The 25658-nt window shown below is 67.2% G+C and carries 20 protein-coding genes; 14 read left to right on the top strand and 6 right to left on the bottom strand.

Annotated features, from left to right (window positions below; translation table 11 throughout):
- Positions 1 to 110 precede the first annotated feature (110 nt).
- The 13 genes from rpsA to EDF50_RS02085 all read left to right on the top strand — a co-directional run bounded on the left by rpsA (position 111) and on the right by EDF50_RS02085 (position 16108).
- Positions 111 to 1559: a 30S ribosomal protein S1 gene (gene rpsA / locus EDF50_RS02145; RefSeq protein WP_043592805.1), complete on the top strand. Its 1449-nt coding sequence runs from the start codon at positions 111 to 113 to the stop codon at positions 1557 to 1559.
- A gap of 78 nt (positions 1560 to 1637) precedes the next feature.
- Positions 1638 to 2288 (top strand): dephospho-CoA kinase, encoded by a 651-nt coding sequence (gene coaE / locus EDF50_RS02140; RefSeq protein ID WP_123517776.1) that lies wholly within the window; start codon positions 1638 to 1640, stop codon positions 2286 to 2288.
- Positions 2289 to 2298: 10 nt separating this feature from the next.
- A complete protein-coding gene (uvrB, locus tag EDF50_RS02135) occupies positions 2299 to 4365 on the top strand; it encodes an excinuclease ABC subunit UvrB (protein WP_123517774.1) in 2067 nt (688 codons plus the stop codon).
- Entirely contained in the window at positions 4355 to 5269 is a 915-nt protein-coding gene (locus EDF50_RS02130) for an SDR family NAD(P)-dependent oxidoreductase (RefSeq protein WP_123517773.1), read from the top strand. Before uvrB ends, EDF50_RS02130 begins: the two co-directional genes overlap by 11 nt.
- A 70-nt stretch (positions 5270 to 5339) precedes the next feature.
- A complete protein-coding gene (uvrA, locus tag EDF50_RS02125) occupies positions 5340 to 8291 on the top strand; it encodes an excinuclease ABC subunit UvrA (RefSeq protein WP_123517771.1) in 2952 nt (983 codons plus the stop codon).
- Positions 8288 to 10195 carry an excinuclease ABC subunit UvrC gene (uvrC, locus tag EDF50_RS02120; RefSeq protein ID WP_123517770.1) on the top strand — a complete coding sequence of 636 codons (1908 nt, stop codon included), beginning with the start codon at positions 8288 to 8290 and terminating at the stop codon, positions 10193 to 10195. Before uvrA ends, uvrC begins: the two co-directional genes overlap by 4 nt.
- A 40-nt stretch (positions 10196 to 10235) precedes the next feature.
- Positions 10236 to 11117, top strand: a complete 882-nt coding sequence (gene rapZ, locus EDF50_RS02115; protein WP_123517768.1) for an RNase adapter RapZ — start codon at positions 10236 to 10238, stop codon at positions 11115 to 11117.
- Positions 11118 to 11185: 68 nt separating this feature from the next.
- A complete protein-coding gene (gene whiA, locus EDF50_RS02110) occupies positions 11186 to 12166 on the top strand; it encodes a DNA-binding protein WhiA (protein ID WP_123517766.1) in 981 nt (326 codons plus the stop codon).
- 169 nt (positions 12167 to 12335) lie between these two features.
- The gene (gene gap, locus EDF50_RS02105) at positions 12336 to 13340 is read left to right on the top strand and encodes a type I glyceraldehyde-3-phosphate dehydrogenase (RefSeq protein WP_123517765.1); all 1005 of its coding nucleotides are present in this window, start codon (positions 12336 to 12338) and stop codon (positions 13338 to 13340) included.
- Between the two features lie 62 nt (positions 13341 to 13402).
- Positions 13403 to 14614 carry a phosphoglycerate kinase gene (gene pgk, locus EDF50_RS02100; RefSeq protein WP_123517763.1) on the top strand — a complete coding sequence of 404 codons (1212 nt, stop codon included), beginning with the start codon at positions 13403 to 13405 and terminating at the stop codon, positions 14612 to 14614.
- Positions 14608 to 15396 (top strand): triose-phosphate isomerase, encoded by a 789-nt coding sequence (gene tpiA / locus EDF50_RS02095; protein ID WP_123517761.1) that lies wholly within the window; start codon positions 14608 to 14610, stop codon positions 15394 to 15396. The genes pgk and tpiA overlap by 7 nt, the downstream gene beginning before the upstream one ends.
- 104 nt (positions 15397 to 15500) lie before the next feature.
- Positions 15501 to 15752 (top strand): preprotein translocase subunit SecG, encoded by a 252-nt coding sequence (gene secG, locus EDF50_RS02090; RefSeq protein WP_043595012.1) that lies wholly within the window; start codon positions 15501 to 15503, stop codon positions 15750 to 15752.
- Positions 15752 to 16108: an RNA polymerase-binding protein RbpA gene (locus tag EDF50_RS02085; RefSeq protein WP_043595011.1), complete on the top strand. Its 357-nt coding sequence runs from the start codon at positions 15752 to 15754 to the stop codon at positions 16106 to 16108. Before secG ends, EDF50_RS02085 begins: the two co-directional genes overlap by 1 nt.
- Before the next feature lie 113 nt (positions 16109 to 16221).
- Here the strand turns inward: EDF50_RS02085 and pgl are convergent, their stop codons facing one another.
- From pgl to tkt, 6 genes are all read right to left on the bottom strand, one after another.
- Entirely contained in the window at positions 16222 to 16992 is a 771-nt protein-coding gene (gene pgl / locus EDF50_RS02080) for a 6-phosphogluconolactonase (RefSeq protein WP_123517759.1), read from the bottom strand.
- A 14-nt stretch (positions 16993 to 17006) separates the two neighbouring features.
- Positions 17007 to 17960, bottom strand: a complete 954-nt coding sequence (locus tag EDF50_RS02075) for a glucose-6-phosphate dehydrogenase assembly protein OpcA (protein WP_123517758.1) — start codon at positions 17958 to 17960, stop codon at positions 17007 to 17009.
- Positions 17957 to 19492 carry a glucose-6-phosphate dehydrogenase gene (zwf, locus tag EDF50_RS02070; protein WP_123517756.1) on the bottom strand — a complete coding sequence of 512 codons (1536 nt, stop codon included), beginning with the start codon at positions 19490 to 19492 and terminating at the stop codon, positions 17957 to 17959. The genes EDF50_RS02075 and zwf overlap by 4 nt, the downstream gene beginning before the upstream one ends.
- A gap of 115 nt (positions 19493 to 19607) precedes the next feature.
- On the bottom strand, positions 19608 to 21203 hold the full coding sequence (locus tag EDF50_RS02065) for a glucose-6-phosphate isomerase (RefSeq protein ID WP_123517754.1): 1596 nt from the start codon (positions 21201 to 21203) through the stop codon (positions 19608 to 19610).
- On the bottom strand, positions 21200 to 22327 hold the full coding sequence (gene tal / locus EDF50_RS02060; RefSeq protein ID WP_123517752.1) for a transaldolase: 1128 nt from the start codon (positions 22325 to 22327) through the stop codon (positions 21200 to 21202). The genes EDF50_RS02065 and tal overlap by 4 nt, the downstream gene beginning before the upstream one ends.
- Positions 22328 to 22352: 25 nt before the next feature.
- Positions 22353 to 24446, bottom strand: a complete 2094-nt coding sequence (gene tkt, locus EDF50_RS02055; RefSeq protein ID WP_123517751.1) for a transketolase — start codon at positions 24444 to 24446, stop codon at positions 22353 to 22355.
- Positions 24447 to 24730: 284 nt separating this feature from the next.
- Here tkt and EDF50_RS02050 point away from each other — a divergent pair, with 284 nt between their 5' ends.
- Positions 24731 to 25654, top strand: coding sequence for a heme o synthase (locus tag EDF50_RS02050; protein WP_123517749.1), 924 nt, complete (start codon positions 24731 to 24733; stop codon positions 25652 to 25654).
- Positions 25655 to 25658: the final 4 nt, after the last annotated feature.

Genomic DNA, 25658 nt, shown 5'->3' with positions numbered 1-25658 from the left:
GAGCGCTATCTGCGTCGATCTTTCCGCACGCCGCGTTCGACACATCCTCCCGAACACCGTTCGAGGGACGAGCACGGCCCGATTCATGCCCGTACTGGAGCACTAACTACATGACAACCGTAACGACCAAGGCACCCAAGCAGGTCGCCATCAACGACATCGGATCCGCTGATGACTTCCTGGCCGCGGTCGAGAAGACCCTGAAGTTCTTCAACGACGGCGACCTCATCGAAGGCACCGTCGTGAAGATCGACCGCGACGAGGTTCTCCTCGACGTCGGCTACAAGACCGAGGGTGTCATCCCCTCGCGTGAACTCTCGATCAAACACGACGTCGACCCCACCGAGGTCGTCGAGGTCGGCGACACGGTCGAAGCCCTCGTCCTCCAGAAGGAAGACAAAGAAGGCCGCCTGATCCTGTCCAAGAAGCGCGCTCAGTACGAGCGTGCCTGGGGCGACGTGGAGAAGATCAAGGACGCCGACGGCGTCGTCACCGGTACGGTCATCGAGGTCGTCAAGGGTGGCCTCATCGTCGACATCGGCCTCCGAGGCTTCCTCCCCGCCTCGCTCATCGAACTGCGCCGCGTCCGCGACCTCACGCCCTACCTGGGCCAAGAGATCGAGGCCAAGATCCTCGAGCTCGACAAGAACCGCAACAACGTGGTCCTGTCACGCCGTGCGCTGCTCGAGCAGACGCAGTCCGAGAGCCGCACCACATTCCTGAACAACCTCCACAAGGGCCAGGTCCGCAAGGGCGTCGTCTCCTCGATCGTCAACTTCGGTGCGTTCGTCGACCTCGGCGGCGTGGACGGTCTCGTGCACGTCAGCGAGCTCAGCTGGAAGCACATCGAGCACGCCAGCGAGGTCGTCGAGGTGGGCCAAGAGGTCACCGTCGAGATCCTCGAGGTCGACCTCGACCGTGAGCGCGTGTCGCTCTCGCTCAAGGCCACCCAGGAAGACCCGTGGCAGGTGTTCGCACGTACGCACGCGATCGGCCAGGTCGCTCCGGGCAAGGTCACGAAGCTCGTCCCCTTCGGTGCGTTCGTCCGCGTGGCCGACGGCATCGAGGGCCTCGTGCACATCTCCGAGCTGTCGGCGAAGCACGTCGAGTTGGCCGAGCAGGTCGTCGCCGTCGGCGACGAGGTGTTCGTCAAGGTCATCGACATCGACCTCGACCGCCGTCGCATCTCGCTGAGCCTCAAGCAGGCCAACGAGGGCGTCGACCCCGAGGGCACCGAGTTCGACCCGGCGCTCTACGGCATGCTCACCGAGTACGACGACCAGGGCAACTACAAGTACCCCGAGGGCTTCGACCCCGAGACGAACGAGTGGCGCGAGGGCTTCGACTCGCAGCGCGAGAAGTGGGAGCAGGACTACGCTGCGGCCCAGGCGCGCTGGGAAGCCCACAAGAAGCAGGTCGCTGCCTCGCTCGTCGAAGAGACGACGTTCGACGCTCCCACGGGTTCGTCGTTCTCGGCCGAGTCCGCTTCGGGTGCCGGCACCCTCGCCGACGACGAGTCGCTGGCGGCTCTGCGCGAGAAGCTGTCGAACAACAACTGAGTCCCACGGGTCTCGACCAGAAGGCGGTTCCTCCCCGGGGGAGCCGCCTTCCGGCGTTCCCGGCGTAGTCTCGACGTCGTGTTCGTCTGTGGATTGACCGGTGGCATCGCGGCCGGCAAGTCGGTCGTGGCCCGTCGACTAGCGGAACGAGGGGCCGCACACGTCGACGCCGACGCCCTCGCCCGCGAGGTGGTCGAGCCCGGGTCGGCAGGACTCGAGGCCGTGGTCGCCCGCTTCGGGTCCGTCGTGTTGCAACCCGACGGCTCCCTCGACCGGGCCGCTCTGGGGGCCGTCGTCTTCGCCGACCCTGCCGCCCGCCGCGATCTCGAGGGGATCACTCACCCGGCCGTGCACGCTCTCTCGGCCCGGCGCATGGCCGACGCCGTCGCTGACGACCCGGAACGCGTCGTGGTCTACGACGTACCGCTCCTCGTCGAAGCACGGGGCACCGACGGCTTCGACCTGGTGGTCGTCGTGCACGCCCCTCGCGAGGTGCGTCTGAGGCGACTCGTCGAACTGCGGGGGATGAGCGACGAGGAGGCGCGGCGCCGGGTGGACGCGCAAGCGGACGACCGGACGCGGCTCGCCGTCGCGGACGTCGTCGTCGACTCGTCCGGTTCACTCGAGCACACGATGGAGCAGGCCGACGACCTCTACGACCGGCTGCGTTCGCTGTCAGCGGCGAAGCGGGCAGCCTCCCCGGATACGAGTGTCGGTGGTCCCTCGTAAGCTGGAATCCATGGAACCGACCCGTAGCGTCCGCCCGTTCGAAGTCATCAGTGAGTTCGAACCCAGCGGCGACCAGCCGGCCGCCATCGCCGAGCTGGCGGGGCGCATCAACGCCGGTGAGACCGACGTCGTCCTGCTGGGCGCCACCGGAACAGGCAAGTCGGCGACCACGGCCTGGCTCGTCGAACAGGTGCAGCGCCCCACGCTCGTCCTGGCCCACAACAAGACGCTCGCGGCCCAGTTGGCGAACGAGTTCCGGTCACTCTTCCCGAACAACGCCGTCGAGTACTTCGTGTCGTACTACGACTACTACCAGCCCGAGGCCTACGTCCCGCAGACCGACACCTTCATCGAGAAGGACAGCTCCGTCAACGCCGAGGTCGAGCGCCTGCGGCACTCGACGACGAACTCCCTGCTGAGCCGCCGCGACGTCATCGTCGTCTCGACGGTCTCGTGCATCTACGGTCTAGGCACCCCCGAGGGCTACATGGAGGCCATGATCGCCCTCCAAGTCGGCATGCGGATCGACCGCGAGACGCTGATCCGCCGTTTCGTCTCGATGCAGTACCAGCGCAACGACATCGACTTCTCCCGCGGCAACTTCCGCGTACGGGGCGACACCATCGAGATCATCCCCATGTACGAAGAGCTCGCCATCCGCATCGAGATGTTCGGCGACGAGATCGAGGCCCTCTACGCCCTCCACCCGCTCACGGGCGACGTGGTCCGGACGATGGACGCCGTGTCGGTCTTCCCGGGGTCGCACTACGTCGCGGGCACCGACGTCATGCATCGAGCGATCGGCACCATCAAGGACGAACTCGCCACCCGCCTCGACGAGCTCGACAAGCAGGGCAAGCTCCTCGAGTCCCAGCGTCTGCGCATGCGCACGACCTTCGACCTCGAGATGATGGAACAGATCGGCTTCTGCAACGGCATCGAGAACTACTCGGCGCACATCGACGGTCGAGCGCCCGGCGAGGCGCCACACTGCCTGCTCGACTACTTCCCCGACGACCTGCTCGTGGTGATCGACGAATCGCACGTCACCGTGCCTCAGATCGGTGCCATGTACGAGGGCGACGCGTCACGCAAGCGCACCCTCGTCGACCACGGCTTCCGGCTGCCGAGTGCCCTCGACAACAGACCGCTGAAGTTCGAGGAGTTCCTCGACCGGGTCGGCCAGAAGGTCTACCTCTCGGCGACACCCGGCAAATACGAGTTGGGCATCACCGACAGCGTGGTCGAGCAGATCATCCGACCCACCGGGCTCATCGATCCCGAGATCGTGGTCAAGCCGTCCGCGGGTCAGATCGACGACCTGCTCGAAGAGATCCGCACACGGGTCGAGATCGACGAACGCGTCCTGGTCACCACCCTGACCAAGAAGATGGCCGAAGAACTCACCGACTTCCTCACCGAGGCCGGCGTGCGTGTACGGTACCTGCACTCCGACGTCGACACGCTTCGTCGGGTCGAACTGCTGACCGAACTGCGCCAGGGGGTCTACGACGTGCTCGTCGGCATCAACCTTCTCCGTGAGGGCCTCGACCTCCCCGAGGTGTCACTCGTCGCCATCCTCGACGCCGACAAAGAGGGCTTCCTCCGCTCGTCGACGTCGCTCATCCAGACCATCGGTCGTGCGGCCCGCAACGTGTCGGGCCAGGTGCACATGTACGCCGATGTCATGACCGACTCGATGAAACAGGCTCTCGAAGAGACCGACCGGCGTCGTGAGAAGCAGGTGGCCTACAACCTCGAGCGCGGAATCGACCCCCAGCCGCTGCGGAAGAAGATCGCCGACATCACCGAGGTCCTGGCCCGAGAGGGCGCCGACACCGCTCGTCTCCTCGCCGATCGGCAAGGCGGCAAGCGCGCCCCCACGCCGAACCTCCGCCGCGAAGGCAAGGCGGCCAGCGCGGCGAACGGTCTGGAAGCCATCATCGCCGACCTCAACGAGCAGATGCTGCAGGCCTCGGCCGAGCTCAAGTTCGAGTTGGCCGGCCGGCTCCGCGACGAGGTCGCCGATCTGAAGAAAGACCTGCGGCAGATGGAGGCGGCCGGTCATGCCCGGTGATCGTCGCCGTGTCGTCGTCACGGGTGCGACCGCGGGTCTCGGCTACTACTCGGCCGAGCGGCTCGTCGCGGCCGGTCATCAGGTCGTCCTCGCGGCCCGCGATGCCGAGAGAGCCGTCCGGGCCGCCGATCTCCTGCGCGTCCGCGTGCCGGGGGCGGACGTCGACACCGTCGCCCTCGACCTCGCCGACCTGGCGTCGGTCCGCACGGGTGCGTCCGCCATCTCCGCCGGGGGGCCGGTCGACGGCCTGCTGGCCAACGCCGGCGTCGTGGGTTCCCGTCGGCGTCAGACCACGACCGACGGATTCGAGCTCCAGTTCGGCACCAACCACCTCGGGCACTTCGCGCTGGTCTCGCATCTTCTTCCGGCACTCGAGTCGGCCGGGAGGGCGCGGGTCGTGCACCTCGGCAGCATCAGCCACCGGTGGGTGCGACTCGACCTCGACGATCCCATGATGGTCTCGAGCTACTCGGGGGCCGTGGCCTACGCACGATCCAAGCTCGCGGTGATGACCTTCGGGTTCGACCTCGACCGGCGCCTCCGGGCCGCCGGATCATCCGTCTCGAGCGTCGTCGCCCACCCCGGGTTCTCGTGGGAGTCGCTCAGCGACCCACGCCCGCCCGTGGTCGAGCCTCGCCGTCCTCCCGCCGTCCTCACCTCGATGATGCACACGTTCTCCCAGGGCAAAGAGGTCGGCGCAGAGCCCCTCGTCCACGCCCTCGCGGGCGAAGACGTCGTCGGCGGGGAATACTGGGGTCCGGCCGGATGGTTCCAGCTGACCGGCGCCCCGGCTCGCGTGCCCGCCAAACGTCACACCCGCGACGAGTCGGTCGCAGCCCGTCTGTGGCAGGTGTCGGCCGGCCTGACGGGCGTCCAGCCGGTCATCTCGTCCCCGGCCCCCTGAACCCGCGCCGCCGGCTGCATCCCCTGCGGGCCTGCCCGCCACGACGACGAGCGTCGTCCACATCGACAGAATGGTAAGAGTGTCCATCTCCCCTGTAGAAGGTTCCTCCACGCTGAGCGTCCGGGGTGCCCGAGTGCACAACCTGAACAACGTCGACCTCGAGATCCCACGTGACTCGTTGGTCGTCTTCACCGGTTTGTCCGGCTCCGGCAAGTCGTCCCTCGCGTTCGACACGATCTTCGCCGAGGGGCAAAGACGGTACGTCGAGTCGCTGTCCGCCTACGCGCGGCAGTTCCTGGGCCAGGTCGACCGGCCCGACGTGGACTTCATCGAAGGTCTCAGCCCCGCGGTCTCGATCGACCAGAAGTCCACGAACCGCAACCCGCGGTCGACGGTCGGCACGATCACCGAGATCTACGACTACATGCGCCTCCTCTGGGCACGCATCGGCGTGCCGCATTGCGCCGTCTGCGGCGAGAAGATCAGCAAGCAGAGCGTGCAACAGATCGCCGACCAGCTCATGACCCTCGAGACGGGCACCCGCTACCAGGTGCTGAGCCCCGTGGTCTCGCAGAAGAAGGGCGAGTTCGTCGACCTGTTCGCCGAGCTCGCGTCCACGGGGTACTCCCGGGCCATCGTCGACGGTGAGCAGATCCAGCTCAGTTCGCCGCCCAAGCTGAAGAAGCAGATCAAGCACGACATCTCGGTCGTGGTCGATCGCCTCGTCGCCTCCGATCAGGCACTGACGCGTCTGACCGATTCCCTCGAGACCGCCCTCCGCCTGACCGACGGCCTGGTCACGATCGACTTCGTCGACACCGACGAGGGCGCGGCCGGCAAATACCGGACGTTCTCCGAGAAGCTCTCGTGCCCGAACAACCACCCGGTCCAGCTCACCGAGATCGAGCCCCGGACGTTCTCGTTCAACGCGCCCTTTGGCGCCTGCCCCGAATGCTCCGGTCTCGGCACCAAGATGTCGGTCGACTCCGATCTGCTGCTCGGCGACCCGGAGCTCAGCCTCGCCGACGGTGTCATCCTCCCCTGGACCCAGTCCGGCAAGGGGCTCTACAACTACTTCCAGAAGCTCCTCGAGGGCCTGGCCGGCGATCTCGGCTTCAGCCTCAAGACCCCGTGGCACGACCTGCCCGAGAAGATCCAGCAGGCCGTCCTGCAGGGCAACGACTTCGAGGTCACGGTCAAGTGGCGTAACCGCTTCGGGCGTGAGATGACGTACTCGACCGGTTTCGAGGGCGTGATGCCCTACATCGAACGCAAGTACGCCGAGGCCGAGACCGACACGCAGCGCCAGCGCTACGCGTCCTACCTCCGCGAGATCCCGTGCGTCGTCTGCAAGGGCAAGCGACTGAAGCCCGAGGTCCTCGCGGTTCTGGTCGACGGGAACGATATCGCGACCGTGTCCGAGCTGAGCCTCGCCGACGCATTCGAGTTCATGAACGGCCTCACCCTCACGACCCGCGAGGCGCGCATCGCTGCCCAGGTCCTTCGTGAGATCCGTGTCCGGCTCGAGTTCCTGCTCGAGGTGGGTCTCACGTACCTCTCGCTGGCCCGCGCCGCCGGGTCGCTCTCGGGTGGCGAGGCCCAGCGCATCCGACTCGCGACCCAGATCGGCTCGGGCCTCACCGGGGTGCTCTACGTCCTCGACGAGCCGAGCATCGGCCTGCACCAGCGGGACAACCGCAGACTGATCGACACGCTGGTCAAACTGAAGAATCTCGGCAACACGCTGATCGTCGTCGAGCACGACGAGGACACCATCAAGACGGCCGACTGGGTCGTCGACATCGGTCCGGGTGCCGGCGTCAACGGCGGCACGGTCGTGCACTCGGGCAGCTACGAGGACCTCGTGGCGAACACCGACTCGTACACGGGCGACTACCTCGCCGGGCGGCGCTCCATCGAGACCCCGACCAGCCGTCGTCCCGTCGACAAGAAGCGCATGATCTCGGTGGTGGGCGCCAAGGCCAACAACCTGCGCGACGTCACCGTCGATTTCCCCCTGGGCACCTTCGTCGCCGTGACGGGCGTCAGTGGTTCCGGCAAGTCCTCACTCGTCAACGACATCCTGTACAAGGTCCTGGCGAACCAGCTCAACGGAGCCCGTCAGATCCCCGGCAAGCACACCCGTGTCACGGGGCTCGACGCCCTCGACAAGGTCGTCCACGTGGACCAGGCGCCCATCGGCCGCACCCCTCGCTCGAACCCCGCGACCTACACGGGCGTCTTCGACCGCATCCGCACCCTCTTCGCCGAGACGACCGATGCGAAGGCCCGCGGCTACCTGCCGGGGCGGTTCAGCTTCAACGTCAAGGGCGGCCGCTGCGAGAACTGCGCGGGTGACGGCACCATCAAGATCGAGATGAACTTCCTGCCCGACGTCTACGTGGCGTGCGAGGTCTGCGGCGGCGCGCGGTACAACCGCGACACCCTGGCGGTGCGGTACAAGGGCAAGAACATCTCGGAGGTCCTCGAGATGCCGATCAGCGAGGCCGCCGAGTTCTTCGCCCCCATCTCGGCCATCTCGCGGTTCATGTCGACCCTGGTCGACGTCGGCCTCGGCTACGTGCGACTCGGTCAGAGCGCCACCACGTTGAGTGGTGGCGAGGCCCAGCGCGTCAAGCTCGCGACCGAGCTGCAGAAGAGATCCAACGGGCGCAGCGTCTACGTGCTCGACGAGCCCACCACGGGTCTGCACTTCGAAGACGTCCGCAAGCTCCTGCTCGTGCTGAACGGCCTCGTCGAGAAGGGCAACACCGTGATCACGATCGAGCACAACCTCGACGTCATCAAGTCCGCCGATTGGCTGATCGACATGGGCCCCGAAGGAGGCGCGGGTGGCGGTACCGTCATCGCCACCGGCACGCCCGAGCACCTCGCCACCGTGCCCGAGAGTCACACCGGCGTCTTCTTGAAGGAGATCCTCGAGTCGGGACACACCGTGCCCCGAGTCCAGAAGAAGAAGCCCACGTCGACGCGCCGTCGGGAGGCCGTCGAAGCACGATGAGCAACACCGTCTCCTGGCGTCCGAAAGCGGGCGAGATCCCGACCGACCCCGGCGTCTACCGCTGGCGTGACGAGCGGGGGAGGGTCCTCTACGTCGGCAAGGCCAAGAACCTCCGGGCCCGGCTGAGCAACTACTTCGCGCCGCTGCCCTCTCTCCACGAACGCACCCGTCGGATGGTCCTGACCGCTCGATCGGTCGAGTGGACCGTCGTGGGCAGCGACATCGAGGCGCTCCAGCTCGAGTACACGTGGATCAAAGAGTTCGATCCGCCGTTCAACGTCAAGTTCCGTGACGACAAGACCTATCCGTTCATGGCCGTGACCCTGGCCGACGAGGCTCCGCGGGTCATGGTCACGCGCAACCCGCGCATCAAGGGGGCCAAGTACTTCGGGCCCTACCCGAAGATCTGGGCGGTCCACGACACCATCGACCTAATGATCAAGGTCTTCCCCATCCGCACCTGCTCCGACAGCAGCTACAAGAAGGCGATGCAGACGGGCAAGCCCTGCTTCCCCGGGCAGATCGGTCGTTGCGGGGGTCCCTGCTCCCACAAGGTGTCGATCGACGAGCACCGGGCCGTCGTCGACGAGTTCGTCAAGTTCATGGGCAGCTACGACAAGAAGGTGATCGCCGACCTGCAGCGGTCCATGAGGACGGCCGCCCTCGAGCAGCGTTTCGAGGACGCTGCGGCCTATCGGGACCAGGTACAAGCTCTCGAGGCGGTACTCGACAAGTCGGCGGTCGTCCTGCGCGACAACGTCGACCTCGACCTCTTCGCCCTCGCCGAGGACGAGCTGGCGGCCGCCGTACAGCTCTTCACGGTGAGGGGTGGCCGAATCCGCGGCTCCCGCGGATGGGTCGTCGACAAAGAGATCGACATCTCGACCGGCGACCTCGTCGAGCAGGTCCTGCAGGGCATCTACACCGCCGGCGCCGAACTGCCCCGTGAGATCGTCGTCACCGAGACACCGGACGACAACGACGCCCTCGAGAGCGTGTTGAGTTCCCTCCGCAGGCGCGGACGGGTGCAGATCCATACGGCACAGCGCGGTGAGAAGGCCAACCTGATGCAGACGGCGACCCTCAACGCGCAGCAATCACTCATGCTCTACAAGACCCGTCGCAGCGCCGATTTCGCCACCCGGTCGACGGCCCTGGCCGACATCCAGGAGGCCCTCGGCATGAGCGACGCACCCCTGCGCATGGAGTGCTACGACGTGTCCCACCTCTCGGGCACGAACATCGTCGCCTCGATGGTGGTGTTCGAAGACGGTCTGCCCCGCAAGGACCAGTACCGACGTTTCAACATCCCGCAGTCGACCGACGACACCGAGTCCATCTACCAGACCCTGAGCCGCCGTCTCTCACGGCTCGACGACGAACTCGCGCCCGTCGAAGAGGTGGGCGAGCAGCGCAAGCGCTTCGCGTACCGCCCCAACCTGTTGATCGTCGACGGCGGACAACCTCAGGTGGCGGCGGCCCGGCGGGCCCTCGAGGACGCCGGCGTCACCGACATCGCGCTGTGCGGCATCGCCAAACGGCTCGAAGAGATCTGGTTGCCCGACGACGACTTCCCGGTCATCCTGCCGCGCAACAGCGACGCACTGTTCCTCATCCAACGCATCCGCGACGAGGCGCACCGGTTCGCGATCACGCACCAAAGACAACGGCGCAAGCGGGACATCTCGACACAACTCGCCGAGATACCGGGGCTGGGGCCCTCTCGGGTCGCTGTCCTCTTGAAGCACTTCGGCTCGGTCAAGAGACTGAAGGACGCCGAGGCGGCCGACATCTCGGCGATCCGCGGCATCGGCCCGACGCTCGCCGCAGCGGTCGTCGAACGGCTCCGCGGGGCCGAGGACGTGACGGCCGACGACGGCGTGCCCCCCACGAGCCCCGCCTAGACTCGATGCACCGCCCGCCGACCCGGAGGACACCACCGACATGAGCGACGCCAGCGAACAGCAAGAGGTCCTGATCGTGACGGGCATGTCCGGCGCAGGACGGTCGACCGTCGGCAACGCCCTCGAAGACCTCGACTGGTACGTGGTGGACAACCTGCCTGCCCAGATGCTGCGCCCCCTGCTCGACCTCGCCGAACGCGCGGGGGACTCGCTCCCCAAGATCGCGGCCGTGGTCGACGTCCGAGGGGGACGTTTGTTTAGCGAGGCGCAGGAGGCCGTCCGCACCCTTCGGGCGAGCATGCCCAGCAAGGTGCGCGTGCTCTTCCTCGACGCGACCGACGCGGCGTTGGTCCGGCGTTTCGAGCAGGTCCGGCGGCCGCACCCGCTGCAGGGCGACGGCACGTTGCTCGACGGCATCCTCGCCGAGCGTGCGCGAATGGAAGAACTGCGCGAGACCAGCGATGTGATCATCGACACGTCCGAACTGAACATCCACCAGCTGGCCACGACGATCTCCGAGAAGTTCGCCGAGTCGGACCGCGCCGGCGTGCAGGTGACCGTCCTCAGCTTCGGGTTCAAGTACGGCCTGCCCACCGACGCCGACATGGTGGGCGACGCGCGATTCCTCCCCAACCCGTTCTGGGTGCCCGCGCTCCGGCAGCAGTCGGGGCTCGACGAGCCGGTCACGACGTACGTCATGCAGCAAGACGGGGCACGGGAGTTCGTCGACGCCTTCGCCGCCTCGCTCGTCCCCGTGCTGTCGGGCTATCAGCGTGAGAACAAGAGACACGCTACGATCGCCATTGGCTGCACCGGGGGCAAACATCGATCGGTCACCCTCGTGGGTGAACTGGCGGCGCGTCTGCGTGGACTCCCCGGCGTGGCCGTCAGCGTGAAACACCGCGACCTCGGCCGAGAATGACCCACCGAGGTCCTTCAGCACGCCCGTGAACCGACGACAAGTCGACCTGACGAAAAGGAACAACCGGAGTGGCCCAGACTGCCGACGTCAAAGAAGAACTCGCCCGCGTCGAGGTGAGCAGGACGACGATCCGGGCCGCCGAGCTCGCCACAGTCCTCCGCTTCGCCGGGGGACTGCACCTCATCTCCGGTCGGATCGCGGTCGAGGCCGAGCTCGACTCGGCCCTGATCGCCCGACGTGTCCGGAAAGACCTCGCCGAGCTGTACGGGGCTCGCAGCGACGTCGCCATGACGGCGCCTTCCGGCACCCGACGGACCCCCGGGTTCCTCGTGCGGGTGCACGAGGCCGGCGAGACGCTGGCCCGTCAGACCGGGCTCATGGATGCCCGTCGGCGACCGGTGCGTGGCCTGCCCAACCGGCTCACGACCGGCTCGCGTGACGACCTCGCCGCCATCTGGCGAGGCGCCTTCCTCGCCCAAGGTTCGCTGACCGATCCGGGCCGCTCCGCGTCCCTCGAGGTCGTCTGCCCGGGCAACGAGACCGCCATGGCGCTCGTCGGTGCGGCCGGCCGACTCGGCATCGCCGCCAAGGCCCGTGAGGTCCGAGGCGTGCATCGCGTCATCATCCGAGACGGCGAGGCGATCGGCACCATGCTCAAGGTCATGGGCGCCGAGCAGAGCGTCACCGACTGGGAAGAGATGCGCCAGCGACGTGAGGTGCGCGCGACGGCCAACCGTCTCGTCAACTTCGACGACGCCAACCTGCGGCGTTCGGCTCAAGCAGCCGTGGCCGCCTGCGCCCGGGTCGATCGAGCCATGGAGCTGCTCGGTGACGACATCCCCGACCACCTCAAGTACGCGGGCGAACTCCGCCTCGCCCATCGTGACGCCAGCCTGGACGAACTCGGCCACCACGCCGACCCCCCGATGACCAAGGACGCCGTCGCGGGGCGCATCCGGCGCCTCCTCGCCATGGCCGACAAGAAGGCCAGCGACCTGGGCCTGCCCGGTACGGACGCCAACCTGCCGAACGACCTCGACCTCGACTGAGGTCCGTCAGGGTGTCCCGTCACGTCACGGGACAACGATTTGCAGAGGGCTGCTGCTACTGTCGTAAACGGTGTCCGACCCGAGGTCATCGAGAGTTCGGGCGACGCCACGGGCCTGGTCGCCCACACCCTCCACGCGTCCCCACGACGCCTGATCATCAGGAGTTTCATTGACCGTCAAGATCGGCATCAACGGCTTCGGTCGCATCGGCCGTAACTACTTCCGCGCGGCGCTCGCCAAAGGCACCGACATCGAGATCGTCGCCGTCAACGACCTGACCGACAACGCCGCCCTCGCGCACCTCCTCAAGTTCGACTCGATCACCGGTCGCCTCGACGCCACCGTCGAGCTGGACGGTGACTCGATCGTCGTCGACGGCAAGCCGATCAAGGTGCTCGCCGAGCGCGACCCCGCCAACCTGCCCTGGGGCGAGTTGGGCGTCGACATCGTCGTCGAGTCGACCGGCTTCTTCACGAAGGCCGAGGACGCCCGCAAGCACATCACGGCCGGCGCGAAGAAGGTCCTCATCTCGGCTCCGGCCACCGGTGACGACGCCACCATCGTGCTGGGTGTGAACGAGGGCATCTACGACCCCGCCAACCACCACATCATCTCGAACGCGTCGTGCACGACCAATAGCCTCGCGCCCCTGATGAAGGTGTTCCTCGACAACTTCGGTGTCGAGCGCGGTCTGATGACGACCGTCCACGCCTACACGGCCGACCAGAACCTGCAGGACGGCCCGCACAAGGACCCCCGTCGTGCCCGGGCCGCGGCGCTCAACATCGTCCCGACGTCGACCGGTGCCGCGAAGGCCATCGGCCTCGTCATCCCCGAGCTCGCCGGCAAGCTCGACGGCTACGCCCTGCGCGTGCCCGTTCCCACCGGCTCGATCACGGACGTGACCCTCGAGACCAGCAGCCCGGTGACGGTCGAGCAGATCAACGCCGCCTACAAGGCTGCCGCCGAAGGTGAACTCAAGGGCATCCTGGCCTACTCCGAGGACCCCCTGGTGTCGACCGACATCACGACCGACCCGCACTCGTCGATCTACGACTCGGGCCTCACCAAAGTCATCGGCAACCTCGTCAAGATCACCTCGTGGTACGACAACGAGTGGGGCTACTCGAACCGACTCGTCGACCTGACGAAGTACGTGGCCGACCGCCTCTAGACCGATCTCGGCGCCTCGGCCCTCCAGGGCCGGGGCGCCGTCCTCCAACCTGAAACGAAGCCATGAGCCTGCGCACCCTCGATTCACTCGGCCCCCTGTCGGGCAAACGCGTCATCGTCCGATGCGACCTCAACGTCCCACTGAAAGACGGCGAGATCACCGACGACGGGCGCATCCGTGCCTCCCTCGAGACCCTCGACCTGCTGATCAACCAGGGGGCGAGGGTGGTCGTCATCGCCCACCTCGGTCGTCCCGACGGCGAGGCCAAAGCCGAGTACAGCCTGCGACCGGTCGCGCAGCGACTCAGCGAACTGCTCGGGAAGAGCGTCGCCTTCGCGGCGAGCACCGTCGGCGACGAGACCACCGCAGCGGTCGACGGCCTGGCCGACGGCCAAGTCGTGGTGCTCGAGAACCTGCGGTACAACGCCGCAGAGACCTCGAAAGACGAGTCGGAGCGCCAGGAGTTCGCTCGCCGTCTGGCCGAACTCGGTGACGTCTTCGTCTCCGACGGTTTCGGCGTCGTACACCGCAAGCAGGCGAGCGTCTACGAACTGCCTGCGCTCCTGCCGAGTGCGGCGGGAACGTTGATCTCACGCGAACTCGAGGTGCTCGACAAACTCACCGAGAATCCCGTGCGGCCCTACACGGTCGTCCTCGGCGGCTCGAAGGTCTCGGACAAACTCGGTGTCATCGAACATCTGCTGCCACGGGTCGACAACCTGCTCATCGGCGGCGGCATGCTGTTCACGTTCCTCGCCGCCCAGGGACTTCCGGTCGGCAAGAGCCTGCTCGAGAAGGACCAGCTCGACCGTGTCCGAGGGTACGTGGACGAAGCGGCGCGTCGAGGCGTCAACCTCGTGCTTCCCGTCGACGTCGTGGTCGCCTCGTCCTTCAGCGCAGACGCTGAGCACACCGTGGTGGCCTCGGACGGCATCGAGTCCTCCCCGTTGGGTTCGGACGCACTCGGGCTGGACATCGGCCCCGAGACGGCGGCCCGGTTCGCCGAGATCGTCCAGACGTCGTCCACGGTCTTCTGGAACGGACCCATGGGAGTCTTCGAATTCCCGGCCTTCGCGCACGGAACCAAGTCGGTCGCCGACGCTCTGACCCGTGTCTCGGGTCTTGGCGTCGTCGGTGGCGGCGACTCGGCAGCGGCCGTTCGGGCCCTGGGCTTCTCGGACGAGCAGTTCGGCCACATCTCCACCGGTGGTGGAGCCAGCCTCGAGTTCCTCGAGGGCAAACGACTCCCCGGACTGGAGGTCCTCGGATGGTGACCACACGCACCCCCCTCATCGCCGGCAACTGGAAGATGAACCTCGATCACCTGCAGGCGATCGCGTTCGTCCAGAAGCTCGCTTGGTCCCTCAAGGACGCCAAACACGACTTCACGTCCGTCGAGACCGCGGTGTTCCCGCCGTTCACCGACCTGCGTAGCGTGCAGACCTTGCTCGACGCCGACAAGCTCGAGCTGGCTCTCGGAGCCCAGGACCTGTCCGCCCACGACTCGGGTGCCTACACGGGCGAGGTCTCCGGTCAGTTCCTGGCCAAGCTCGACGTCCGTTACGTCCTGGTCGGGCACTCGGAGCGTCGGACGCTCCATGCCGAGGACGACGAGGTCGTGGCGACGAAGGTCGCCGCGGCCCACCGGACGGGTCTCGTTCCCGTCATCTGCGTCGGTGAAACCGCCGACGACCTCGAGCAGCACGGACCGAGCGCGGTTCCGGTGGCTCAGCTCCGGGCCGCTCTCGCCCAGGTGCCGGCGTCCGCCGAGATCGTCGTGGCCTACGAGCCCGTCTGGGCGATCGGCTCCGGTCAGGCCGCGACGGCCGAGCAGGCCGAGCAGGTCTGCGCAGCCCTGCGCGTGGCGCTCGTCGAGCTCGTCGGACCGGATGCCGCGGCCGCGACCCGCATCCTCTACGGTGGATCCGTCAAATCGACGAACATCGCCTCGTTCATGCGTGAGCCCAACGTCGACGGAGCCCTCGTCGGCGGAGCGAGCCTCGATGTCTCAGAGTTCGCCAGCATCGTCCGCTTCCAGGCGCACGTCGGCGTCTGAGTCGAGGGGCGTCTCTCGACGACGCCCCTCCGATTCGACCTCCCCGGGGGGCGACCTCTCGCGGCTATACTGGTCAGCGGTCTCACCGCATCGAAAGGTCCTACGTGGAAATTCTCCAGGTCATCCTGCAGGTGTTGCTCGGCATCACGAGCCTCCTGCTGACCCTCCTCATCCTGCTCCACCGCGGTCGCGGCGGCGGTCTGTCCGACATGTTCGGCGGTGGTGTCACGAGTAACCTCGGAGCCTCCGGCGTCGCCGAGCGCAACCTCAACCGCATCACCGTGTTCCTGGGTCTCGTGTGGATCACGTGCATCGTGGTCCTCGGCCTCATCACCAAGTTCGCGGCGGTCAGCTGATGGCCTCCGGCGGTAGTGCAATCCGTGGTTCACGCGTTGGCGCGGGTCCCATGGGCGAACAGGACCGTGGCTTCCATGCCGAGCGGATCACCATCTCGTACTGGGATGCCCTTGGCAACGAGGTCGTCCGTCACTTCGCGGCGAACGTGCCAGATGAAGAGATCCCCGAAACGGTCGACTCGCCCTCGAGCGGTCTTCCGGCAGGCCGCGACAAGGCCAATCCACCGACGGTCGCCAAACTCGAACCGTACAAGACGCACCTCGCGTACGTCAAAGAGCGACGGACCGAAGAAGAGGCCGAACAGCTCCTCGAAGAGGCCCTTCAGCAATTGAGGGTCCGCCGCGGCAAGGCCTGACGGGTCGGACGTGCCTCGTAGGCATCTCTCGACTTTGGGCAACGACGAAGGGCCCCGCAGCTATCCGCTGCGGGGCCCTTCGTCCTGCCGGGATACTCAGCCCGGACCCGCACTCAATACGTCGAGGCGATGAGATTCTCGGGGACCTCCGCCGCAGCATCCTGATCGACGAAGAAGACCGTTCGCTTGCGCCCCTTGACACCCGCCACCGGGACTTGGTCCGCGCCGGCGCCGGCCAGGGCGAGCCCCAGGGACGAGGCCTTCTCGGCCCCGGCGAGGATCATCCAGACGCGCTGCGAGTTGTTGATCACCGGGAGGCTCAGTGTCAGGCGCACCGGCGGCGACTTCGGGGAGTCGTCGATGGTGAGCACGGTGGGCTCCGATTGCCGGATCTGCGCCTTGTCGGGAAAGAGTGACGCGACGTGGCCGTCGGGACCCACGCCGAGCAACGTGATGTCGAACCTCGGCGCCGCGTCGTCGGCCTGAGCGTGCTCGAGCAGGTCCGCACGATAGGCCGCGGCAGCCGCCTCGACGTCGTCGAAGTCACCCACGGCACCGAATCGGTGAACGTTCTCGGGCAGCAGGCCGATGTGGTCGAGCAGGTCGATGCCGGCCTGGGTGTCGTTGCGATCGGCGTCACCCGACGGGACCCAGCGTTCGTCCGCCCACCAGATCGAGACCTTGGACCAGTCGACGCTGTCGCGGGCCGGCGACGCGTTGATGGCCGCCAGAACGAGGGTGCTGACCGACCCACCGCTCACGACGACCGACGCATAGTTCTGCTCTTCGAGCACGTCGATGATCTTGGTGATGAAGCGGGCGGCCACGGACGCACCCAAGGATTCTTTGTCGGGGTGGACCAGCACCCGGCGTTCGTTCGTCACGGTTCTCTTCTGCTCTAGTTGCTCTGGACGGGTTCGCTCAGTTGGCCGACCCCGTGTCTCACGACGTTCCCGAACAGGTCGTCGGGGTCGAGTCTACGGAGTTCCTCGGCCAGGCAGTCGCGCAGCGAGCGGCGTGGCAGCGCGAGATCATGCGTGGGCTGGCCGGGCTGGGTCAGTGTGGCGACGTCGTCGAGGGACCTCTCGAGAACGATGGACCCGGAGGCGCGGACCAGTTGGACCCCGTGGATGCCGCTCGAACCGGTGGCCCGTGTCGTCAACTCGCCGTCCACCGGCACCTGGAGCTGAAGACGCAGCCACGCGGCGAGCAGCAGGGTCGAAGGGGAGTCGGGCGCCCCTGAGACACCGACCTCGGTGACCGACTCGTAGGGCGGCTGATCGAGCACCGCGGCGAGCTGTGCCCGCCAGAGGGTGAGGCGGGTCCAGGCGAAGTCGGTGTCGCCGGGAGCGTAACTGCGCGCGAGGTCGATGATCGACTGACGCGGGTTGCGCTGACTCGCGGCATCCGTGATTCGCCGCTGGGCGATACGTCCCAGGGGAGACTCGGAGACGACGACGGGGGCGGTCTTGGGCCACCACGCGACGACAGGAGCATCCGGCAGAAGGAGACCGGTGACGAGCCCCTCCTCGTCACTCGCGGTCTCGCCATAGGCGCGAAGCAGGATGACCTCACTGGCGCCGGCATCTCCACCGACGCGGATCTGGGCGTCGAGTCGACCGACGACGTCGGCGTCGTCGTCGTCGGTCGACGTGGACACCACGATGACCCTCATGGGATGCTCGCGAGATGCGTCGTTCGCGGCCTCGATCGCTTCTTCCTCGTCGCCGAGCCGGGTGGAGATGATCAACGTGAGGACACGGCCCAACGCCACCGCGCCTCCTTCTTCCCTGATCTTGACGAGCGCCTTCTGGACGCGGCTGATGGTGCTGTCGGGCAGGTCGACGATCACGGACGCCTCCAGGTACGGCCGTCTCGGGCCATGAGTTCATCGGCCGAGGCGGGGCCCCACGTGCCGGGTCGGTACTGCTCGGGCTGGCCCTGCGTGGCCCAGAACTCCTCGATCGGGTCGAGGATCTTCCAGGACAGTTCGACCTCCTCGTGTCGGGGGAACAGCGGTGGGTCACCGAGGAGTACGTCGAGGATGAGACGCTCGTAGGCCTCGGGGCTCGCCTCGGTGAAGGCGTGGCCGTAGCCGAAGTCCATCGTGACGTCGCGGACCTGCGTGCCGATGCCGGGCACCTTCGACCCGAATCGCAGGGTCACTCCCTCGTCGGGCTGGACACGGATCACGAGCGCGTTCTGCCCCAGGGACGTCTGGGTGCCGAAGATGTTCTCGGGCACCTGCTTGAACACCACGGCTATTTCGGTCACCCGACGCCCGAGGCGTTTTCCCGCGCGGAGGTAGAACGGCACACCCGCCCACCGACGGGTCGCGATCTCGAGCTTGATCGCGGCGAAGGTCTCCGTCGTGCTCTGGGGGTTCATGCCCTCTTCGTCGAGGAAGCCGAGGACCTTCTCACCACCTTGCCACCCTCCGGCGTACTGGCCCCGGGCGGTGCCCGCGGCGAGGTCGGCAGGCAGGCGGACGGCCGACAGGATCTTCTCCTTCTCGGCCCGGAGGTCGCGAGCGGCGAACGTGACGGGTTCTTCCATGGCCGTGAGCGCGAGCAATTGGAGGAGGTGGTTCTGGATGACGTCGCGAGCGGCCCCGATCCCGTCGTAGTAACCAGCTCGCCCGCCGACGCCGATGTCCTCGGCCATGGTGATCTGGACGTGGTCCACGTAGTTGGAGTTCCAGAGGGGTTCGTACATCTGGTTGGCGAAGCGGAGCGTGAGCAGGTTCTGCACCGTCTCTTTGCCGAGGTAGTGATCGATGCGGAAGACGCTGTCGGGCTCGAACACGGTCTCGACGACGGCGTTGAGTTCGCGAGCCGACGTCAGGTCGCTGCCGAAGGGCTTCTCGATGACGACACGTCGCCACGCACCGTCCTTCTCTTCGGCGAGCCCCGAATTGCGCAGTTGTTCGGTGACCATGGGGAAGGCCTTGGGGGGGATGGAGAGGTAGAACGCGTGGTTGCCCATCGTGCCGCGCTCACGGTCAAGCTCTTCGATGGTGTCCTTGAGTCGAGCGAACGCGTCGGCGTCGTCGAAGACTCCCTGGACGAAACGGAATCCTTCTTTGAGCTGGCGCCAGACGTCTTCGTCGAACGCCGTGCGCGCGTGCTGCTTCACGGCCTCGTAGACGACCTGCTCGAAGTCCTGACCCTCGAACTCGCGCCGGGCGAACCCGACGAGTGCGAAGCCCGGCGGCAGCAGGCCACGGTTGGCGAGGTCGTAGACGGCGGGCATGAGCTTCTTGCGGGAGAGATCCCCCGTCACGCCGAAGATGATGAGGCCGCTGGGGCCGGCGATGCGATTGAGACGCCGGTCGGAGGGCAGCCTCAGTGGGTTGGACTCCGGGGTGATCGGCACCGGTGACATGGGCATCCGTTCTGTGGTTCGAGGGGGAGATCCGGGCGCGGGCGAGTGAGGACGGCGGGGATCACCGGGGCAAGACGAAAGGGCCGGCGCCCGTGAGGACGCCGGCCCTTTCGACTCAGCGGAGAGCGGCGGTGATGACCGGCAGCGCGGCGGCCACGTCGGTCACCGTCAGCGTGAGCACGGGACGCCCGTGTTCTGCCAGGACCTTCGCGTCGCCCGCGGCCTGGGCCTGGACGAGCTGCCCGAACGTGAACGGGCTGTCCGGGATCTCGAGGTCGGTCTCGGGCACCTGCGTGATCTGCAGGAACACGCCGTTGGCTGGGCCGCCCTTGTGGTACTGACCCGTCGAGTGCAGGAATCGCGGCCCCCACCCGAAGGTGACGGGACGCTGCGTGCGCGCGGCGAGCAGATCGCGGACCTCTTCGAGCTGCGGGTTCGCCACTCGATCCACGTAAGCCTGGATCGACAGGTATCCGTCGTCGCTCAGGTGCGAGAGCAGAGCGCCCACGGCCGACTCGAGGGTGTCGCCCGGTTCGATGCCTCCGACCTGACGGACCTCGACGCCCTCGGCCGTGAAGGCAGGGGGAGTGGGCTCGGGGCGGTCGTCGAGCAGCGCCCGAGTCGCGACCTTGGCCGACTCGACGTCGGGCTGGTCGAACGGGTTGATGTCGAGCAGGCGACCGGCCACCGCGACGGCGTACTCCCAGACCATGATCTGGCCACCGAGCGAACCCGAGATCTCGACCTCGCCGGGCGCGACCTCACGGGTCTCGTCAGCGTTCGCCACGAGGCGGACGACCTGCACGTCGTGCAGACCCGCCGTGATCTCGGGGGCGGAGGTACCGATCACGACGGGGAGCAGACCGCGACCCTGTTTGCCGGTCGATTCGGCGATGAGCTGTTCGGCCCAGTCCGGGAACCCGACGATGTGGGTGCCGTCGGCGACGATGGCGATCTTGTCGCGCAGCGGCGACGTACCCGCCAGGACGGCGCCCAGCACGAGGCCGGGGTTGTCCGCGCGGTCCTGTGCCAGCTCGACCGTGACGGCGTCGGCCTCGGCGAGCAGCTCGCGGATGTCGGCACCGGCCAGGCCGGACGGCACGAGGCCGAACGCCGAGAGGGCCGAGTAGCGCCCACCGATGTTGGGATCGGCGTTGAAGACTCGATAACCGGCCTCGCGAGCCTGCCCGTCGAGGGGCGAACCCGGGTCGGTGACCACGACGATGCGGTCGACGGGGTCGATGCCGGCGTCGGTGAACGCCTTCTCGAACGTCTTGCGCTGGCTGGCCGTCTCGACGGTCGAGCCCGACTTCGAGGACACGACGAGCACGGTGCGCTCGAGACGGTCGGCGAGGGCGGTGAGGACCTGACCGGGCTCCGTGGCGTCGAGCACGGTGAGTTCGACGCCGTAGGTGCGCGTGATGACCTCGGGCGCGAGCGACGATCCGCCCATGCCCGCGAGCACGACGTGGTCGACGCCCTTGGCGGCGAGTTCGTCACGCAGCGCGTCGATCTCGTCGAGCAGCGGGGTCGAGACCACGACGGCCTCGGTCCAGCCGAGTCGCTTGGCGGACTCGTCCTCGGCGTCAGGGCCCCACAGGGTGGGGTTCTGTGCCGTGATGCCCGAGGCGACGAGGTCGCTCACGAGCTGAGGGACGACCGTCTCGACCGCCTGCGCCGCGTCTCCGCTGGCAGCGATGGTGATCGTCACTTGGACTCCCCGGCGGGCTTCGCTGCCTCGAGTGCGGCCGTGACCGTGTCGAGCAGCTCGTTCCACGAGACGATGAACTTCTCGACGCCCTCTTTCTCGAGGGCCTCGGTGACGTCGTCGTACGAGACGCCCTGGGCCGCGATGGCGTCCATGACCTCGTTGGCCGAGGCGTAGGAGGCGCTGATCGTGTCGCCGCGGACGTCGCCGTGGTCGAAGGTCGCCTCGAGCGTCTTCTCGGGCATCGTATTGACGACGTCCTGGGCGACGAGCTCGACCACGTAGGTCGTGTCGAGGACGGCCGGGTCCTTGACACCGGTCGAGGCCCAGAGGGGGCGCTGCTTGTTCGCACCGGCGGCGATGAGGCCCTTGGCGCGCTCGGAGTCGAAAGCCTGCTGGTAGACCTCGTAGGCGAGCTGGGCGTTGGCGACGCCCGCCTTGCCCTTGAGAGCCTTGGCCTCGTCGGTACCGACCGCATCGAGGCGCTTGTCGATCTCGGTGTCGACGCGCGACACGAAGAACGAGGCGACGGAGTGGATCTCGGTGATGTCGATGCCGGCGGCCTTGGCCTGCTCGAGACCCGTGAGATACGCGTTGATGACGGCCCGGTAGCGCTCGAGGCTGAAGATCAAGGTGACGTTGACGCTGATGCCCTGGGCGATGACCGCGGTGATGGCCTCGAGGCCCTCGACGGTCGCGGGGATCTTGATGAGGGCGTTGGGGCGTCCGACCTTGGCGGCCAGCTTGACCGCCTGGTCGATCGTGCCCTGGGCGTCGTGGGCGAGACCAGGCTCGACCTCGATCGACACGCGACCGTCGAATCCGTCGGTCGTGTCGTAGACCTCACGGAAGATGTCGCAGGCACGGGTGACATCGTCCGTCGTGATCTCGAAGACGGCGTCGGTGACGCTGACCCCGGTCTTGGCGAGCAGGGCGACCTGGTCGTCGTAGGCCTCGCCCTTGGCGAGAGCCGACGCGAAGATCGTCGGGTTGGTCGTCACGCCGACGACGTTGCGCTCGGCGATCAGCTTCTGCAGGCCACCCGCGTTGATGCGCTCGCGCGAGAGGTCGTCGAGCCAGATGCTCACGCCGGCGGCGGAGAGCTGTGCGGTGTTCGAATCAGTCATGTTCTTCTTCTTCCTTTGTCGACGCTCAGAGAGCGGCGATCGAGTCCTTGGCGGCGGCGACGGCGGCTTCGGTCGTCATGCCGAACTGCTTGAACAGCGTCTTGTAGTCGGCCGAGGCACCGAAGTGCTCGATCGACACGCTGCGGCCGGCGTCACCGACGATGCCGCGCCACGGCATGGCCACACCGGCCTCGATCGAGACGCGGGCCTTGACGGCGGCCGGCAGGACGGCCTCTTTGTACTCGTCGGTCTGCTCGTCGAACCACTCGATGCTCGGAGCCGAGACGACGCGGGCGTTGATGCCCTCGCCGCGCAGGACCTCGCGGGCCTCGACGGCGATCTGCACCTCGGAACCGGTCGCGACGAAGATCACGTCGGGCGTGCCGCCCGGCGCCTCGGCCAGGACGTAGGCACCCTTCGCGACGTTCTTGGCCGACGCGAAGGTGTCCCCCTCGGCGTCACCGGTGCCGCGCTCGAAGACGGGCAGGTTCTGACGACTGAGCGCGATGCCCGCGGGGCCGTGGTGGCGCTCGAGGATGGTCGCCCAGGCCCAGGCCGTCTCGTTGGCGTCGGCCGGGCGGACCACGTCGAGGTCGGGGATGGCCCGGAGGGACGCGAGCTGCTCGATCGGCTGGTGGGTCGGACCGTCCTCGCCGAGGGCCACGGAGTCGTGGGTCCACACGTAGATTGCAGGAGACTTCATCAGCGCTGCGAGGCGGACCGCGGGGCGCATGTAGTCGCTGAAGATCAGGAACGTGCCACCGAACGGACGCGTGTTGCCGTGCAGCGTGATGCCGTTGAGGATGGCTCCCATCGCGTGCTCACGGATGCCGAAGTGCAGCACGCGACCGTAGGGGTCGCCGCTCCACTCGTCGGTCGACCACTCGGTCGGGACGAACGACTTCGAGCCCGTGATGGTCGTCAGGTTCGACTCGGCCAGGTCGGCCGAACCGCCCCAGAGTTCGGGAACGACGCCGGCGAGGGCGTTGATGACCTTTCCGGAGGCCGCGCGCGTCGAGACGTCCTTGCCGGCCTCGAAGACGGGCAGCGCCTCTTCGATGCCCTCGGGCAGCTCGTTGGCGAGGATGCGGTCGAGCATGACCTTCTTGTCGGGGTTGGCCGACGCCCAGGCGGCGAGCTTCTCGTCCCACTCGGCGTGCTGCGCCTGGCCGCGCTCGACGGCCTTGCGGGTGTGCTCGAGGACGGCGGGGTCGACGTCGAACGACTTCTCGGGGTCGAAGCCGAGGACCGACTTGAGACCGGCGACCTCGTCGGCACCCAGTGCCGAGCCGTGGATCTTGCCGGAGTTCTGCTTCTTGGGCGAGGGCCAGCCGATGATCGTCTTGAGGATGATCAGCGAAGGCTTGTCGGTGACGGCCTTGGCCTTCTCGATGGCGTCGTGCAGTTCGGCGACGTCCTCGACGTACTCGCCGGTCTTCTTCCAGTCGACGACCTGGACGTCCCAGTCGTACGACTCGAAGCGCTTGTGGACGTCCTCGGTGAAGGCGATGTTGGTGTCGTCCTCGATCGAGATCTGGTTCGAGTCGTAGATCGCGACCAGGTTGCCGAGCTTCTGGTGGCCGGCCAGCGAGGCGGCCTCGCTCGTGACGCCCTCTTGCATGTCGCCGTCACCGGCGATGACGTAGACGAAGTGGTCGAACGGGCTCGTGCCGGGGGCGGCCTCGGGGTCGAAGAGACCACGCTCGAAGCGGGCGGCGTAGGCGAAGCCCACCGAGCTCGCGAAGCCCTGGCCCAACGGGCCCGTCGTGATCTCGATGCCGTCGGTGTGGCCGTACTCGGGGTGGCCGGGAGTCTTGGAGCCCCAGGTGCGCAGCGCCTCGAGGTCGTCGAGCTCGAGACCGTAGCCACCCAGGTAGAACTGGATGTACTGCGTCAACGAGCTGTGCCCGACGGACAGGATGAACCGGTCACGACCGATCCAGGTGCTGTCGCTCGGGTCACGACGCATGACCTTCTGGAAGAGCAAGTAGGCGGCGGGCGCCAGGCTCATCGCGGTGCCGGGGTGGCCGTTGCCGACCTTCTCCACCGCGTCGGCCGCGAGGACGCGGACCGTGTCGACTGCTTTGTTGTCAATGGATTCCCATTGCAGATCTGCCACTGGAAGTTGACCCTTCTTGATGCGAACTGCGCGGGGTCGATTCGCTCCCGCGCTGACGTGCGCCTGCCGAGACGTCGTCGGCTGGGTCGCACACACGCTGGGGGCGGGGATCAGGACCGTTCGTCCGGATGATTCGGGACCGAGAGGGCGTGCGACTGGCAAGCTCCTGCAAGTATAGGGACGAACCCCCCGTGTCCGTCCGCATCCGGCGGAGGGTTCGCCGTCAGCGTCGACGTTCATCGCCTAGACTCCTTGGGCAAACCGTTCGTCTCGTTAGAGGACTCATGACCGCAGCCGTTGACATCCGCCCCGACACGTCACCCCGGGGCTTCCGTCGCAAGGCTCGGGCCTACGTCGCCCTCACGAAGCCCCGCGTGATGGAGCTCCTGCTCGTCACCACGGCCCCGACGATGTTCCTGGCCCAAGGCGGCATCCCCAACCTGTGGCTCGTCGCGGCGACGTTGATCGGTGGGGCCTTGAGCGCCGGGTCGGCCTCGGCTTTCAACTGCTACATCGACCGCGACATCGACCGCATCATGAAGCGCACCCAGGGGCGACCGCTCGTCACGGGCGACGTGAGCGACCGCGAGGCGCTCGTCTTCTCGTACGTCGTCGGCGTCGCGTCGATCGTCTGGCTCGCCCTCACGGTCAACCTGCTCTCGGCGGCTCTCTCGCTGGGCGCGATCCTGTTCTACGTCGTCGTGTACACGCTCTGGCTGAAGCGCCGCACCCCCCAGAACATCGTGTGGGGCGGCATCGCCGGGTGCATGCCCGTCCTGATCGGCTGGGCTGCCGTCACGAACGACCTCTCGTGGTCCGCCGTCATCTTGTTCATGGTGATCTTCCTCTGGACCCCACCGCACTACTGGCCGCTGTCGATGAAGTACCGCGACGACTACGCAGCGGCCGACGTGCCCATGCTCGCGGTCGTGCGTGGCCGCTCGATCGTCGGGCTGCAGGTCATCCTGTATGCCTGGGCGACGGTCGTGTGCTCCCTGATCCTGGTGCCCGTCGCCGGCATGGGCGCCCTCTACACGGTCGTCGCGCTGGCCAGCGGCGCCTGGTTCGTGTGGGAGTCGCACCGGCTCTACAGCCGGGCCATCCAGCACGTCGCCGAGGTCCGTCCGATGCGCGTGTTCCACAGTTCCATCACCTACCTCACGCTTCTCTTCGTCGCCGTCGGCGTCGACCCCCTTCTGCCCTTCTGATCCC

The organism is Frigoribacterium sp. PhB24, from assembly GCF_003755185.1.
GTDB lineage: Bacteria > Actinomycetota > Actinomycetes > Actinomycetales > Microbacteriaceae > Frigoribacterium.
This window is presented reverse-complemented; position numbering and strand designations above follow the sequence as displayed.